Genomic DNA, 14,245 nt, shown 5'->3' on the forward strand with positions numbered 1-14,245 from the left:
CGCACGTCCTGCGCGGCCCGCCGCCATGGAACATGCCCGCCGAGTTCGCCCGCCTGAACCCCGCTGCATCCGGCCCGTGCAGGCGCCTCCGCCCGCTGCTGTGCGCGCTGCTGCTGTGCGCATTGGCCGGCTGCGCCGAGCCGCTGCCGAAGCTGGCACCGCCGCAGTCCGCCCAGTGGCGGCATGCGACCGCCTCGGCGCCGGCGGCGGCGACCGACCCGGCGCTCTGGTGGCATGCGTTCCACGATCCTGCGCTCGATGCGCTGGTCGAGCGCGCGCTGGCCGACAACCTCGACGTGGCGCAGGCGGTCGAGCGCCTGCGCGCGGTGCGCATCCTGCGCCGGCACGCGACCGATCGCTACCGGCCCGGCCTTTCCGCACGCACCGGCGACGCGGTCGACCCGGACGCCAGCGCCTCGTTCTTCGTCGCCGGCTTCGATGCCAGCTGGGAACTGGGCCTGTTCGGCCGCGCCGAGGGCAGCCGCCGCGTGGCGCAGGGCGAGCTGGACGCCGGCGTCGCCGACCTGCGCGCGGCGCGGGTCAGCCTGGTCGCCGAGGTGGTGCGCGAATGGATCGGCCTGCGCACCGCGCAACGACAGGAGCAAGGGCTGCAGCAGGTGGCCGCCGAGCGCGCGCGCGCCTGGCAGTTGCTGCAGGCACGCCAGCGCCTGCAACTGGCCGCGCCCGCCGCGGTGGATCAGGCCGCGGCCGCCAGCGCGCAGGCCGAGGCCGCGCTGGCGGCGCCGCGGCAGGCGATCGACGCCAGCGCCCAGCGGCTGGCCGTGCTGCTCGGTCGCGAGCAACCCGATCCGGCCTGGCTGCAGCCCGCACCGCCACCCGAGCTGGGTGCGTGGCGGCTCGGCGCCACCCCGGCCGACCTGCTGCGCACGCGCCCGGAAATCGCCCGCGCCGAGGCCGACGTGCTGCGCGCCGCCGGCGAACTGGCGCTGGCCCACGCCGACATGTTCCCCAGCATCGGCATCGGCGGCTCGCTGGTGTGGGCCACCGACATCAACAACAACCACCGCTTCTCCACCACTCCCAACGCGATCGCCTCGCTCGGCCCGATCATCAGCATCCCGCTGTTCGACTGGGGCATGCGGGTGGCGGCGCACCACGCCGGCGCGCACCAGCTCAAGGCCAGCGTGCTGGCCTATCGGCAGGCGGTGCTGCAGGGCGTGGCCGAGGTGGAGACGGCGCTCGGCAGCCTGCACCAGGAGAGCGAGCGCGAGCGCCACGACCAGGCCGCGTGGCAGGCGTTGCAACACGCCGACCAGGTGCTGCGCCAGCGCGTCGCGCTGCACCTGGACAGCCCGCTGCAGCAGATCGACGGCCGCATCGCCGCGACCCAGGCGGCGCTGGAACTGGACGACGCGCGCGCCGCCCGCGCTCTGGCCTACGTGGCCTTGTTCAAGGCGCTCGGCGGCGCGCCGCCTCCGGCGGCAACGACGGCGCCGACCGTCGCGGCCAGCGCAGCGGCACCGCGCTGATGGTTGCCCTCGCGCGCAAGACGCTGGTCTACGAATGGCGCCGGTTCCTGCCGGCGATGCTGGCGGTCGGCTTCGCCGGCCTGCTGCAACTGCTGCAGATCGCGCTGGTGCTGGGCATCTTCGGCAGCACAAGTGTGTACGTCACCGGTTCGGCGGCCGAGGTCTGGGTGGGTTATCCCGGCACGCAGAGCGTCGGGCTCGGCCGCGCGATCGACGCGGACGTGGCCTCGCACCTGCAGATGGACCCGCAGGTGCAGCGGGTCGAGCCGTACCTGTGGGTCGATGGCGACTGGCGCGGGCCGCGCGAGACCGGCGGCGTCTCGGTGTTCGTCTCCGGCATCGACCCGGCGGCCGACGGCCTGATGTTCGCGAAGGTGCTGCCGCCCGCGTTGCGCGCACGGCTGGCCGAACCCGATGCCATCGTCATCGACCGCTCCGCGCTGGACCAGCTCGGCGTGGACGTCGGCCAGAGCGCCACCATCAACGGCCACCGGGTGCGCGTGGTGGGCATCGGCAGCGGGCTGCGCGCGCTGGGCGGGGTCAACGTGCTGTGTTCGCTGGAAACCGCGCGCGAGCTCGACAACGATCCCACCGACACCGGCCCGACCTACCTGGTGGCGAAGCTGCGCGACCCGACCCAGGCCGAGGCGGTGGCCGCGCGCCTGCGCGGCGCCACCGCGTTCGGCCCGTACACCGCCTGGAGCGCGCGCGATTTCGCCAAGCGCTCGGTGCGCTACTGGCTGTTCGACACCGGCGCCGGCGCCGGCGTGCTGTTCCTGGCCGGCATCGTGTTCCTGGTCGGCACCGTGATCACCAGCCAGACCCTGATCGCCGCGGTCAACGGCTCGGTGCGCGAGTACGCCACGCTCAACGCGCTCGGCGTGGGCGTCGGCGCGCTGCGCAAGGTGGTGCTGGAGCAGGCGTTCTGGGTCGGCGCGCTGGGCCTGCTCGGCGCCAGCGTGCTGGGCATCGTGCTGATGCTGCTGGCGCGCAGCCAGGACGTGCCGGTGGTGCTCAACGTGGCGGCGGCGCTGGGCTGCATCGTGCTGGTGATGGGGCTGGCCGCCGTGTCCGGGCTGGCCGCGATGCGCAGCCTGCGCCGCGCCGATCCGGCCAACCTGCTGCGATGAGCGCGATGCCCGCCACCACCGAAACCGCGCGCGTGCCGTCGCTGCAGGCCGACAACGTCAGCAAGGCGTTCGTCTCCGGCAACCAGCGCACGCAGGTGCTGGACGGCTTGTCGCTGAGCATCCACGCCGGCGAACTCACGTTGATCTCCGGCCCGTCCGGCTGCGGCAAGAGCACCTTGCTGGCGGTGCTCAGCGGCCTGCAGAAGGTGGACGGCGGCCGCGTGCGCGCGCTCGGCAGCGAGCTGGGCCAGCTCGACCTGCGCGCGCTGGAGCGCTTCCGCCTGCAGCACACCGGCTTCGTGTTCCAGGGCTTCAACCTGTTCCCCGCGTTGAATGCGTTCGAGCAGGTCGAGCTGCCGCTGAACCACATGGGCCTGTCGCGCGACGAGGCGCGCCGGCGCGCGCGGCAATCGCTGGAGGAGGTCGGGCTGGCGCATCGCATGCGGCTGCGTCCGTCCGAACTGTCCGGCGGCGAGAAGCAGCGCGTGGCGATCGCCCGCGCATTGGCCAAGCAGCCGGAGCTGCTGTTCGCCGACGAGCCGACCAGCGCGCTGGATGCCGCCAACGGCCAGGTCATCATCGACATCCTGCATCGCATCGCGCACGCCCACGGCACCACCGTGCTGTGCGTCAGCCACGACCCGCGGCTGGTCGTCCACGCCGACCGCGTGCTGGCGATGGAGGACGGCCGCATCCTCAGCGACCGGCGCCCCGCGGCACCGGCCATCGATTCCCAGGAACCCGCCCCATGACCTCGCTCGCACCGCATTCCCCGCACCGCCGCGCGCTCCGGTTTGGCATCCTCGCGCTGGGCGTCGCCGGGCTGCTCGGCGGCTGCTCGCAGCCGGGCGACGCACCGGTCGGCGCCGCCGCACCGGTCGCCCGTTACGCCGCGGTGGCGCGTGGCCGGATCGACATCGAGGGTGGCCTGCTGGCGTTGTCGATGCCGCGCGAAGGCGTGCTCGCCACGGTGGCGGCGCACGAGGGCGACCGCGTGAAGCGGGGCCAGTTGCTGGCTGCACTTGATGCGCACCCTGCGCAGCTGGCGGTGGACGCCGCACAGGCGCAACTGGAGCAGGCGCAGGCACAGCTCAAGCTGCTCGGCGTCAAGCAGCAGGCGGCGCGGCAGCGCGCGCAGCGCCTGGCCGCCGCCGCGGCTGCCGGCGCCGGCGACGGCCAGAGCGCCGACGATGCGCGCGAGGCGGCGGCCCAGCTCGACGCCGAGCAACTGGCCGCGCGCGCCGCGCAGGACATCGCCACGCAGAAGCTGCAGGAGGCCCGCTATGAGTTGCAGCAGCGCAGCCTGCACGCCCCGTTCGACGCCCAGGTGGTGCACGTGGCGGCGCAGCCCGGGGCGAGCGTGTCGCCGGGCTCCGGCGCGCTGTTCACCCTGCTGCCGGACAAGCCGCGCATCGTGCGCGCCGAGCTCAACGACAGCTTCGTCGGCGCGGTCCACCCCGGCATGCCGGCCGAGGTCAGCGCCGACAGCGATCGCGACGGAAGCCACTGGGCCGCGCACGTGCTGCGCATCGGCCAGGTGTACGGCCCGGCCACGCTGGAGAACGACCCGCAGGTGCGCGCCAACGCACGCACCGTGGAGTGCGTGCTGACCTTCGACCAGCCCTCGTCGCTGCGCATCGGCCAGCGCGTGGTGGTGCGTTTCGACAAGCCCGCCGGTGCGGCGAAAGACTGAGGAAACCGCGCCCGGCGATCATGCTGGCGGCAAACCGCCACGATTCCGTCCCGCCAGGCCTGCGCGTGATCCAGCAAACCGACTTCTTCCTCGAGGGTGGCCGCCGCGGCGTGCTGCTGATCCACGGCCTCACCGGCACGCCGATGGAAATGAAGCTGCTCGGCAAGGGCCTGAACCGCGCCGGCTTCACCGTGCACGGCATGCAGCTGGCCGGGCATTGCGGCAGCGCCGACGACCTGCTCGCCACCGGCTGGCACGACTGGTACGCCAGCGTGCAGCAGGCCGCCGACGATCTGCTCGGCAAGGTCGATCAGCTGTTCGTCGGCGGCCTGTCGATGGGCGCGCTGCTGGCGTTGAAACTGGCCGCCGATCGTCCGGGGCAGGTCGCCGGCGTGGGCGTGTACGGCGCCACCTTCCGCTACGACGGCTGGAGCATTCCGCCGCTGGCGCGGCTGTCGTTCATGCTGCCGCTGCTGAAGAAACTGGGCATCGGCCGCGGCCGCAGCTTCATGGAGCAGCCGCCCTACGGCATCCGCGACGAGCGCCTGCGCGCCCAGGTCAGCGCGGCGATGCTCGGCGGCGACAGCGCCGCCGCCGGGCTGCCTGGCAACCCGTGGTACTCGCTGGCGGAGATGTACGGCCTGGCCGCCAGCGTGCGCCGCCAGCTGCCGCAGGTGACCGCGCCGTGCCTGGTCGCCCACGCCAGCGACGACGACGTCGCCAGCCCGAAGAACGCCGAGCTGGTGGTGCGTGCGGTCAGCGCGCCGACCGAGCTGCTGCTGCTCGACGACAGCTACCACATGATCACCATCGACAAGCAGCGGCGCACCCTGATCGAGCGTTCGGCGGCGTTCTTCGACGGCATCGCCGCATCGCGCGCGGCGGCCTGACCATGCCGGCAGCGGGCGCCATCTCCCCCCTCGTTGCCAGTCTCTGGCTGCTCAACATCGTGCTTGACACCGGCGGCCAGCTGGCGTTCAAGGCGGCAGCGGGCGACCCGACGGCCGGCGACGGCCTGGCGCGCTGGAAGTACATGGCGTCGCGGCCGTGGCTGTGGCTCGGCATCGGCAGCTACGTGGCCGAGTTCCTGGTGTGGATCGCCTTCCTCTCGCTGATCCCGCTGTCCGAGGGCGTGCTGCTCGGCTCGATCAACATCGTGGCGATCATGCTGGCCGGGCGCTTCCTGTTCGGCGAAAGACTCACCCGGCTGCGCGTGGCCGGCATCGCGCTGGTCACGCTGGGCGTGGCGATCGTGGGACTGGGCGCATGAAGCGCTTCTACCTGTTCGGCTTCCTGCTGCTGATGGGCTTCGACACCCTCGCGCAGATCAGCTTCAAGTATGCCGGCACCCAGGCGCTGCCGGTGGAGGCGAGCCTGGCGTGGCTGCTGCGCGTGTTCGGCCAGCCGTGGGTGTACGGCGCGGTGGTCGGCTACGTCGGTGCGTTCTTCACCTGGATGGCGCTGCTGAAACACGCGCCGATCGGTCCGGCTTTCGCCGCCTCGCACCTGGAGGTGGTCTCGGTGATGCTGCTGTCGGTGTGGCTGTTCGACGAACACCTCACCGCCGCCCGCGTGCTTGGCGCGATCGCGATCATCGCCGGCATCGCCTGCCTCGGGCTGGCCGAGAGCCGCGAGCACGCGCCGGAAGCGGCCGTCATCTGAACGCAGGCCACGCGCTGCCCATGCTGCCCCGCCGCCGCCACGAATTGCCGCCCACCGCCGGCCTGCCGCTGCAGCTGGCCGACCTGCGTCCCGGTGCGCCGACGCTGGCCGCCGACGTCGCCGCGCTGCTGGGCTTGCCGCCGCTGGCACTGACCTGCTCCGGCACCGCCGCACTTCTGCTTGCGCTGGCCACGCTGCGGGAACTGCAGCCGCAACGCCGTCGCGTGGTGGTGCCGGCCTTCACCTGTCCGCTGGTGGCGATCGCCGTGCGGCAGGCGGGACTGGAACTGCAATTGTGCGATCTCGCGCCCGGCCACCATGACCTGGACCCGGCCGCGCTGCGTGCCGCCTGCGACGAACGCACGCTGGCGATCGTGCCGACCCATCTCGCCGGCCGCGTCGCCGATGTCGACGCCGCGCTCGCCGTCGCGAACGAGGTCGGCGCCTACGTGATCGAGGACGCCGCACAGGCGCTGGGTGCGCGCCGGGCGGACGGCGCCAGCGTGGGCCTGGCCGGTGACGTGGGCTTCTTCAGCCTGGCCGCCGGCAAGGGTCTGTCGATCTACGAAGGCGGCCTGCTTGTCGCGCGCGATCCCGTGCTGCGCGAGAAGCTGGCGCGGGCGGCGAACCGCGTGCCGCCCCATGCCGGCTGGGAAGGGCGGCGGCGCCTCGAACTGCTCGGCTACGCCGTGCTGTACCGGCCGTGGGGGCTGCGCATGGCCTATGGCAACCCGCTGCGTCGCGCGTTGCGCCGCGGCGACGCGGTCGCCGCGGTGGGCGACGATTTTCCGCTGACGATACCGCTGCATCGCGTCGGCCGCTGGCGGCAGGCGCTGGGCGCGCATGCCGCTACGCGCCTGCCGGCGTTCCTGGCGCACACCGCCGCGCAGGCGCAACGCCGGCTGTCGCGACTGCGCGACATCCCCGGCGTGCAGGTGCTGGATGACCCGCCCCACGCCCGCGGCACCTGGCCGTTCTTCGTGCTGCTGCTGCCCGACCAGCGCCGCCGCGACGCCGCGCTGGCGCAACTGTGGCAAAGCGGCCTCGGCGTCAGCCGCCTGTTCATCCACGCCCTGCCCGACTACCCCTACCTCGCCGGCGTGGTTCCCGCCGCCGACGTGCCGCACGCGCGCGACTTCGCCGCGCGCAGCCTCACCGTCGGCAACAGCCCGTGGACGACGGACGCGGATATCGAGGCGATCTGCCGCGTGCTGGAAGCGGTGCTGCGCTGACTCAACCAGTGCGCGCCGCGATCGCGGCCAGCAGCTCCAGGTTCAGCGCGTGCTGCTGCGCCTGCCAGTCGGCAAGGCGGGCGATGTCGACTGCCGGCTGCGCGTCCATCGCGGAGAGCTTGCGCTTCCACCAACTGCGATAGTGGTAGTGCGAGATCTCGCCGTTGATGTCGCTGCCGACCAGGCCGCGACGCAGGCTGCCGACCAGCGCCAGCGCGTGGTCGAGTTGCAGCCGGCCCTGGTCCCAGTTCGTGCGCGCCACCTCGGGCGCGAACACGTCCTTGTCGATCGACAGGTAACTCGGCAGCGTCTGGGTACGCTGGCTTTCGACGAAGGCATCGAGCATGGCCTCCGCCGTGTCGAAGCCATGGAACGCCGGCGCCAGGCCGAGTCGCCGCGACCAGCCGGTATCCACGCCGATGCTCCAGTAGCTCAGCTTGCCGCGCCGCAATGGCGTCAGGTAGTTCTCCCACGCATGCCCGGCGCCGATGTCGGCGGAGGTGATGCCGAGCACGTGCACGTGGCTCACCTGCGGCAGCAGCGCCACGCGGCGCACCCACGAACCGCAATGGACGCCGAACGGGAAGCGCATGTTGTCCGGGTGGTTGTCCAGCACCACCACTTGGAACGGCGCGTTGCCGCGCAGGCGCGCGATCAGCGGCCAGCTCAGGTGGTGGAAGTCGCCGCTGCCGGTGAACACGGTGCCGTGGCTCGTCGGCAGCAGCTCGTCGAGCACGCGCGCGAAGCGCCGCATCGTCGCCAGCGAACAGCCGAAGCGGATCGACTCCTGCCAGCGTTCCAGCGGCAGCACCAGCCGGTCGCGCAGGGGGCCGACGGAGTGGTCGATGTCCAGCACGATCGGCTGGTTCGAAAGCTCACTCATCGGCACTCGCCTCCTGCCACTGGCGGTCGCTTTCGAAATGACCGCCGAGGCGACGCAGCAAGGCGCGCAGCAGCGGGTTGCGCGCGTACACCGCGTGGCGGGTGAAGCTCATCCGCGCGCCGAGAAAGGCTTTCACTTCCGGATCGGTCCAGCCGGCCACGTAATGCGTCAGCCCGCGCCGGCGCGCGTGCTCCAGGTTGTGCATCCAGCTGACGAAGTACAGGTTGTGCTCGCGCGCCTGCGGATAGGCAAAACCGACGTACTTGTCGATCAGCTTGCCGGCGTGTTCGTAGCAGAGGTTCCAGCCGATCATCGCGCCCCCGTGACGGTAGACGAACACCACGCCGCCGCTGGCGGCATCCTGCAGCAGGGTGCGGAAGAAGGCCGCGGTGGGCCGGTCGAAGTGGATCGTGCTTTGCGCGTAGACGTTGTCGAACAGCGCGTGGAACGCCGCCAGCGTCGCCTCGTCGCGAAAGCGCGCGTCGCCGGTCGGCACCGCCTCGACCTCCAGGGCGGCCCGCGCACGCAACTTGCGCCGGATGTTCTTCCGCCGGCCGTGCGACAGGCGCGCCAGGTACTCGTCCTCCGAGTCGAAGTCGATCGGCACCCAGGCCAGCGCCTGGCCCTCCAGCAGCACGAAACCCGCGGCCGCGCAGGCGCCGGCGAAGGCGTGCGCATACGCGTTGTCGGCGTCGCCGAGCAAGGGCGAGTCGTGCGCGATGTCCTTCACGATCAGCAGCCGGCACTGGCGCCCGAAGGCGGCCTTCAGTCCCTGCGCCAGCGCCGCGGGCGCAACCCCCGGCGGCAACGGCGCGTACTCCGTCACGGTGCTGCCGGCGAAGCGCGTGCGCCAGCGCAGCAGCGCCCGCCAGTGGCGGTACAGCGGCAGCGCGGCCACGCGGCGGCGCAGCGCGTCGTCGGCGGTGGTCAGCAGGTCGAACGGCGCCACGAAGGCCGGCATGCCCTGCGGCGAGCGGTCCACCGCGAAACCGGCCGGCGGTTCGGCCGTGAACGCCGCCAGCAGCGCGTCCGGCTCCAGTTGCGCAATGAAAGGCATGAGTAAGCGAGCGTGCCTAGACTGGGGCCGTCAGCTTGCGTCAGCCACCTTGCGCCAGCCTTCCATTGCCGCCTGCCACCCGGGACATGCCATGAATGCCACCACCCAGCAGCAAGTGTTCGAGATCATCGCCAAACAGGCCAAGACCGACGTCGCCAACGTGAAACCCGACTCCACCCTGAAGGACCTGGGCATCGCCTCGCTGGAGGCGATCGAGTTGATCTTCGACATCGAGGAGCACTTCAACATCAACTTCCCCGACCAGCAGGGCGCCAACTTCGACCGCGACACCGCACAGAGCCTGGTCGACGCGGTGGACAAGGCGCTGGCCGACAGGGCCGGCGCCGGTGAAGGAGCCGCCTGATGCAAGGCCTGCCGCTGCGCCGCGTGGCGATCACCGGCATGGGCGCGATCAGCCCGCTCGGCGTCGGCGCCGCGGCGCTGTGGCAAGGCTTGCGCGAAGGGCGCAGCGCGATCGGCCCGCTGCGCCACCCCGACGCCGAACGGCTGCGCGTGAAGGTCGCCGCGCAGGTACCGGCCAGCTTCGACCCGGCGGCCAATCTCGACGAACGCATCCTGCCCACGCTCGACCGCACCTCGGAATTCGCGCTGCACGCGGCGCGCGAGGCGGTGGCGCAATCCGGGCTGGAGTTCGCGAATCACGGGCTCGGCCTGCGCACCGCGGTGGTCGTCGGCACCGGCGTCGGCGGCGAGACCACCCAGGACGAGCAGAGCCGGCGCCTGTACGGCGAGAACGCGCAGCGCGCGCATCCGCTCACCATCGTGCGGCTGATGACCAACGCCTCGGCCAGCCAGATCAGCATCGCCTACGGTTTGCGCGGCCCCACCTTCGCCGTGGCCAGCGCCTGCGCCTCGGCCAACCACGCCATCATCCAGGCCGCGCAGATGATCCGCTGCGGCATGGCCGACGCCGCCGTGACCGGCGGCACCGAGGCCTGCCTCACCTATGGCGCGCTGCGCGCGTGGGAGGCGATGCGCGTGCTGGCCGACGACACCTGCCGCCCGTTCAGCGCGAACCGGCACGGCCTGGTGCTCGGCGAAGGCGCCGCCATCTTCGTGCTGGAATCCATGGAACATGCGCAGGCCCGTGGCGCCACCATCCTCGCCGAACTCGCCGGCAGCGGCATGACCGCCGACGCCAGCGACATCGTGATGCCCAGCGCCGAAGGCGCCGCAAGCGCGATGCGCCAGGCGCTGGACGAAGCCGAACTCAACCCCGCCGACGTGGACTACATCAACGCCCACGGCACCGGCACCTCGGCCAACAACGTCACCGAAACCCGCGCCATCCGCCTCGCCTTCGGCGCGCACGCGGACCGCCTCGCGGTGTCCTCCACCAAGTCGATGCACGGCCACGCGCTGGGCGCCTCCGGCGCGCTGGAACTGGTCGCCGCCATCGGCGCGCTGCGCGACAGCGTGGTGCCGCCCACCGCCAACCTGGACCAGGCCGATCCGGCCTGCGATCTCGACTATGTGCCGAACGTGGCGCGCGAGATGCCGGTGCGGGCGGTGCTCAGCAATTCGTTTGCGTTCGGGGGGTTGAACGCGGTGTTGGCGTTGAAGCGGGCGCCCTGAGCGGGGCGCCTCAAGCAAGCCCGCCTCCCTGCTCGTCATTCCTGCGAGACGCTTTTCAACAGCCGAAGGCTGGTCAGGCAGGAATCGCACTTCAGCCCTCGCGCAAGACGACGCGTGCCCTTGTAGGAGCGCGCTTGCGCGCGATGCTTTTTCTCGCTTGCCAGCATCTCAGAGCAAGAGCTTTCGTCTGCCTTCGGCAGCCGAGTTACTTTCTCTTTGCGTGGCCAAAGAGAAAGTAACCAAAGAGAAAGGCCACCCCGCTTGGCGCTTGCCGCCCATCCATGGGCGGCAAGTCCGTGAGCCGGGGCCGGGCTTTTCGACAGCACATCCATGTGCTGGCGAAAAGGCATCGGCATCCTGCCGATGCCCGCTGCGCGGCCTGTCGACCCCGACTCACCGCCGCACAGGGGCCCCGGTAGAGCAGCGGGCCATCCTGGCCCGCACTTTCAGAAAGAGCCGGAGCAAAGCCACAGCGCCGCGCGCGGATTGTTATGTTCCTTCATGAGGCAAGAGTTGCAGAGTCCGTTGCTGATTGACCGCTTACGACCCGGAGCGAACATTGGGAAAGCTGCCGATGTTGCGTAGCGCGCTATGCTCCAAGCCGCATCACAGCAACGTGGCCGCGTGCAGGGGGGCAGGATGGGCACCGCAAGACAGGATTTTGAACGCTTTGTGCGCTGGTTGAACGACCCCGGGCGCCTTGCCCCTGAGAGTTCGCGCAGGATGGCCAACCTGACGCTGGCGAACTTCGATGCTGTGGCCGCGATGGCCAGGCAGCGCAACAACCGTTCTCAACTCCTGGCGCGCTTGGCCCGCCAACACCTCGCGACCACGAGCGCGGATCTTCCAGATCTCCCCGACGCGACCGCCCAAGGGCAATGGCCATGGCTTCGGCTGCGCTCCCTAACCCTAGGGCCGTTTCGCGGCTTTCGCGAGCCCCAGGCCTTCGATCTGAGCAAACGAGTCACCCTCTGCTACGGGCCGAACGGCAGCGGAAAGAGCAGTTTGTGCGAGGCGCTCGAATACGCGCTGTGCGGAGCCGTAGAAGAGGCAGGCTCGAAGCGGATCGAGCAGCGTGAATACCTTGCCAACATCCACGCCGGTCGCTTCGCCAACCCCAACCTCACAGCTACCGATGCTGAAGGCGGTGAGGTCCGGGTCGCCGCCGACGAGGACGCGTTCCGCTTCTTCTTCGTCGAAAAGAACCGGATCGATAACTTCTCGCGGATAGCCGCGACGTCTCCTGGGCGCAAGACCGACCTGATCGCGACTCTGTTCGGAATGGAGCAGTTCAACAACTTCGCCTCGCACTTCAATGAGTCGATGGACGCCGCGCTCACGCTCACCACCGAGACGCAGGCACAGCTAGCCGGTCGCAGGCAAGCCCTTCGGGCCGACGAACTGACGCGCGACGGCGAGGTGGAGCAGCTCCGCGCCCTTGATGAAGCCGCGGCCGACTACGCCACAGGCGTCGCCGAGAACCTCACCTATAACAATCTCATGCTGTTGGTGTTCGGAAGCGAGGAGACGCCCAGTCGCCTGCAGGAGCTCGACACGAAGCTACGCTCGCTGATACCAGCAGTCACGAATTGCTCGCGCCGGATTGTTGCCGACTTATTCGCCAAAGCGGATGTTGGCGTGGAGAACTTGGCAACCTCGCAACGCAGTCTCGACGAGCAACGCAGCCAAGTCTCTTTCCGACGGCTCTTCGCCGCAGTGCAGGCTCTGCGCGCAGAGCGCGAGGATCGCTGCCCGGCGTGCCTGACGCCAATCGCCGAAGTGGCGAGCAACCCGTTCGAGCGGGCCGACGCGGGCTTGCGCGAACTGGAAGAGCTCGCGAGACTCGAAGCTGACCACGATAGTCTGCGGCGCGCAGCAGGCGAGGCAAGCCGCGCCCTGCAAACCGGCCTTCGCAATCTCGAAGAGTTCCTGGTGAGCGAAGGCAGGGCGGACACACTGGTCGGGGCCTACCTGCACGCCCTACCTCGCAGCCCCGACGCTCTCGATTGGTGGATAGCTGTGTACTCGCCGGAGACCGACGAGACCGGCGCGACGCCATCGCTCGAGCAGATTTTGGTCGTGGCCGATCAAGCCGCTGCGCGCGACGAGCGCACACGCGAGGCATTGCAACGGCGCGACGAAGACATGGCAGAGCAGACGCGATTGAACGAAGCCCGCGTCTGGATAGCGGAACACGACGGTCGCCGCAGCCAGGTCATGGAGAACGCCGCGCAGGCCCGAGGCCGCATCACGCAATGGGAAGAAGCGAACGCCGACCTGATCAGGCGCGCGAGTGAGGAAGAGCAGGCCAACGCGCGCGACCGGCCTATCAAAGAGGCCTATGACAGCTTTTACGGTCTGCTTGGACGCTTTCGCGAGCAGCTTCCCGGCATGCTTATGGCGGACCTGAACGCTTCGACCATGGCGCTATACAACGAGTTCAACCACTGGGACCGCGGCGAGGACAAGCTAGCTGACCTCCGCCTGCCGCTCACCGGCGACGGCATCATTGACATCGCCTTTCGCGGTAACCCCCAGCAGCGAGTGAACGCGCTAGCCGCTTTGAGCGAGGGGCACATCCGCTGTCTGGGCCTCGCGATCCTATTGGCGAAGGCTGAGGCTGTGGGCGCTCCGCTCATCATCTTCGATGACGCAATCAATGCGATCGACCACGACCATCGCAGCGGCATCCGCGCGGCGATTTTCGAGTCGGAGCGCTTTCGGCAGACGCAGATCATCCTCACCTGTCACAGCCCCGAGTTCGTCAAGGATATCGAGAACCACTTGCCGCGGGATCTCCGAGACGACTGCCACCAGTACGTGCTGCTGCACCACCGCGGCGACTATCAGCCACGCGTAAACCCTCCGGGGACTCAAAATTATCTGGCGCGCGCAAGGGAAGCCATCGACGAACGCTTCAACGCTCGCGACGCGCTCTCATTCGCGCGCAAATCACTGGAGATGCTCACCCACAAAGCTTGGAAGTGGCTCGAATCGCATCGGGTGGGCAACATTTCGGTGCAAATCGAAGGGCCCGGCAAAGAGCCACAGCTATATGGCCTGTGCACGGCGCTGCGCAGGAAGCTGATGGACGCGCGGACCTTCGCCCACGATAGTAAGGCGCCGCTGCTCGAGAACCTGAACACGATCCTGGGCATCCCGGAGGACAACTTGGTTTGGACGCTCCTCAACAAGGGCGCACACGAAGAGCCAAACCGGGACGATTTCGACATGGTCCATGTCGAGACCGTCCTCGCCGTCCTCAGCAACGTTGACGCGCTGGAGCTCCGACCAAATCGGTGATTGTAGAAAAGGTGTCAGGGACGAATACCCTCAAGCTTGCGGTGCTTTGGCTTCTGGCGCGCAGGATGCGCGCCTGCTTTTTCGGGTCCCCTCGGCGGCGGTGAGGCGGGGACGATCAGGCCGCGTAGCGGGCGTTGCCAGGGATGGCAACGCCTTTTCGCGCGGGCAGGAGCCCGCTCGAAAAGCCCGGCCACGGCTC

Annotated in this window: 14 protein-coding genes; 11 read left to right on the forward strand and 3 right to left on the reverse strand. The window is 70.0% G+C overall.

What is annotated here, in order from left to right; translation table 11 throughout:
- The first annotated feature begins 32 nt into the window (after positions 1 to 32).
- From ACVCMI_RS02420 to ACVCMI_RS02455, 8 genes are all read left to right on the forward strand, one after another.
- The gene (locus ACVCMI_RS02420; RefSeq protein ID WP_447097574.1) at positions 33 to 1,490 is read left to right on the forward strand and encodes a TolC family protein; all 1,458 of its coding nucleotides are present in this window, start codon (positions 33 to 35) and stop codon (positions 1,488 to 1,490) included.
- Complete coding sequence (locus tag ACVCMI_RS02425; RefSeq protein WP_447097573.1) at positions 1,490 to 2,620, forward strand: ABC transporter permease; 1,131 nt, start codon at positions 1,490 to 1,492, stop codon at positions 2,618 to 2,620. The genes ACVCMI_RS02420 and ACVCMI_RS02425 overlap by 1 nt, the downstream gene beginning before the upstream one ends.
- 5 nt (positions 2,621 to 2,625) lie before the next feature.
- Entirely contained in the window at positions 2,626 to 3,372 is a 747-nt protein-coding gene (locus tag ACVCMI_RS02430; RefSeq protein WP_447097572.1) for an ABC transporter ATP-binding protein, read from the forward strand.
- Positions 3,369 to 4,313, forward strand: a complete 945-nt coding sequence (locus ACVCMI_RS02435; RefSeq protein WP_447097571.1) for an efflux RND transporter periplasmic adaptor subunit — start codon at positions 3,369 to 3,371, stop codon at positions 4,311 to 4,313. Before ACVCMI_RS02430 ends, ACVCMI_RS02435 begins: the two co-directional genes overlap by 4 nt.
- A gap of 65 nt (positions 4,314 to 4,378) precedes the next feature.
- Positions 4,379 to 5,203, forward strand: a complete 825-nt coding sequence (locus ACVCMI_RS02440; RefSeq protein WP_136257703.1) for an alpha/beta hydrolase — start codon at positions 4,379 to 4,381, stop codon at positions 5,201 to 5,203.
- Between the two features lie 2 nt (positions 5,204 to 5,205).
- Complete coding sequence (locus tag ACVCMI_RS02445; protein ID WP_136257702.1) at positions 5,206 to 5,583, forward strand: EamA family transporter; 378 nt, start codon at positions 5,206 to 5,208, stop codon at positions 5,581 to 5,583.
- Positions 5,580 to 5,975, forward strand: a complete 396-nt coding sequence (locus tag ACVCMI_RS02450; RefSeq protein WP_447097570.1) for an EamA family transporter — start codon at positions 5,580 to 5,582, stop codon at positions 5,973 to 5,975. The genes ACVCMI_RS02445 and ACVCMI_RS02450 overlap by 4 nt, the downstream gene beginning before the upstream one ends.
- Positions 5,976 to 5,995: 20 nt before the next feature.
- Positions 5,996 to 7,207, forward strand: a complete 1,212-nt coding sequence (locus tag ACVCMI_RS02455; protein WP_447097569.1) for a DegT/DnrJ/EryC1/StrS family aminotransferase — start codon at positions 5,996 to 5,998, stop codon at positions 7,205 to 7,207.
- A 1-nt stretch (position 7,208) separates the two neighbouring features.
- On the opposite strand, the gene ACVCMI_RS02460 is transcribed toward ACVCMI_RS02455, so the two are convergent.
- Together ACVCMI_RS02460 and ACVCMI_RS02465 are read right to left on the reverse strand one after the other, a co-directional pair.
- Positions 7,209 to 8,090 carry a hypothetical protein gene (locus ACVCMI_RS02460; protein WP_447097568.1) on the reverse strand — a complete coding sequence of 294 codons (882 nt, stop codon included), beginning with the start codon at positions 8,088 to 8,090 and terminating at the stop codon, positions 7,209 to 7,211.
- Positions 8,083 to 9,147 carry a GNAT family N-acetyltransferase gene (locus tag ACVCMI_RS02465; protein ID WP_447097567.1) on the reverse strand — a complete coding sequence of 355 codons (1,065 nt, stop codon included), beginning with the start codon at positions 9,145 to 9,147 and terminating at the stop codon, positions 8,083 to 8,085. Before ACVCMI_RS02465 ends, ACVCMI_RS02460 begins: the two co-directional genes overlap by 8 nt.
- Positions 9,148 to 9,238: 91 nt before the next feature.
- Between ACVCMI_RS02465 and ACVCMI_RS02470 the strand changes: the two genes are divergently transcribed.
- Together ACVCMI_RS02470 and ACVCMI_RS02475 are read left to right on the forward strand one after the other, a co-directional pair.
- Positions 9,239 to 9,511, forward strand: coding sequence for an acyl carrier protein (locus tag ACVCMI_RS02470; protein ID WP_136257697.1), 273 nt, complete (start codon positions 9,239 to 9,241; stop codon positions 9,509 to 9,511).
- On the forward strand, positions 9,511 to 10,743 hold the full coding sequence (locus ACVCMI_RS02475) for a beta-ketoacyl-[acyl-carrier-protein] synthase family protein (RefSeq protein ID WP_447110617.1): 1,233 nt from the start codon (positions 9,511 to 9,513) through the stop codon (positions 10,741 to 10,743). The genes ACVCMI_RS02470 and ACVCMI_RS02475 overlap by 1 nt, the downstream gene beginning before the upstream one ends.
- Before the next feature lie 35 nt (positions 10,744 to 10,778).
- Here the strand turns inward: ACVCMI_RS02475 and ACVCMI_RS02480 are convergent, their stop codons facing one another.
- Positions 10,779 to 11,093 carry a hypothetical protein gene (locus tag ACVCMI_RS02480; protein ID WP_447097565.1) on the reverse strand — a complete coding sequence of 105 codons (315 nt, stop codon included), beginning with the start codon at positions 11,091 to 11,093 and terminating at the stop codon, positions 10,779 to 10,781.
- A 289-nt stretch (positions 11,094 to 11,382) separates the two neighbouring features.
- Here ACVCMI_RS02480 and ACVCMI_RS02485 point away from each other — a divergent pair, with 289 nt between their 5' ends.
- Positions 11,383 to 14,046, forward strand: a complete 2,664-nt coding sequence (locus ACVCMI_RS02485; protein WP_447097564.1) for an AAA family ATPase — start codon at positions 11,383 to 11,385, stop codon at positions 14,044 to 14,046.
- Positions 14,047 to 14,245 lie beyond the last annotated feature (199 nt).

It is taken from the genome of Rhodanobacter sp. UC4448_H15 (assembly GCF_052978265.1).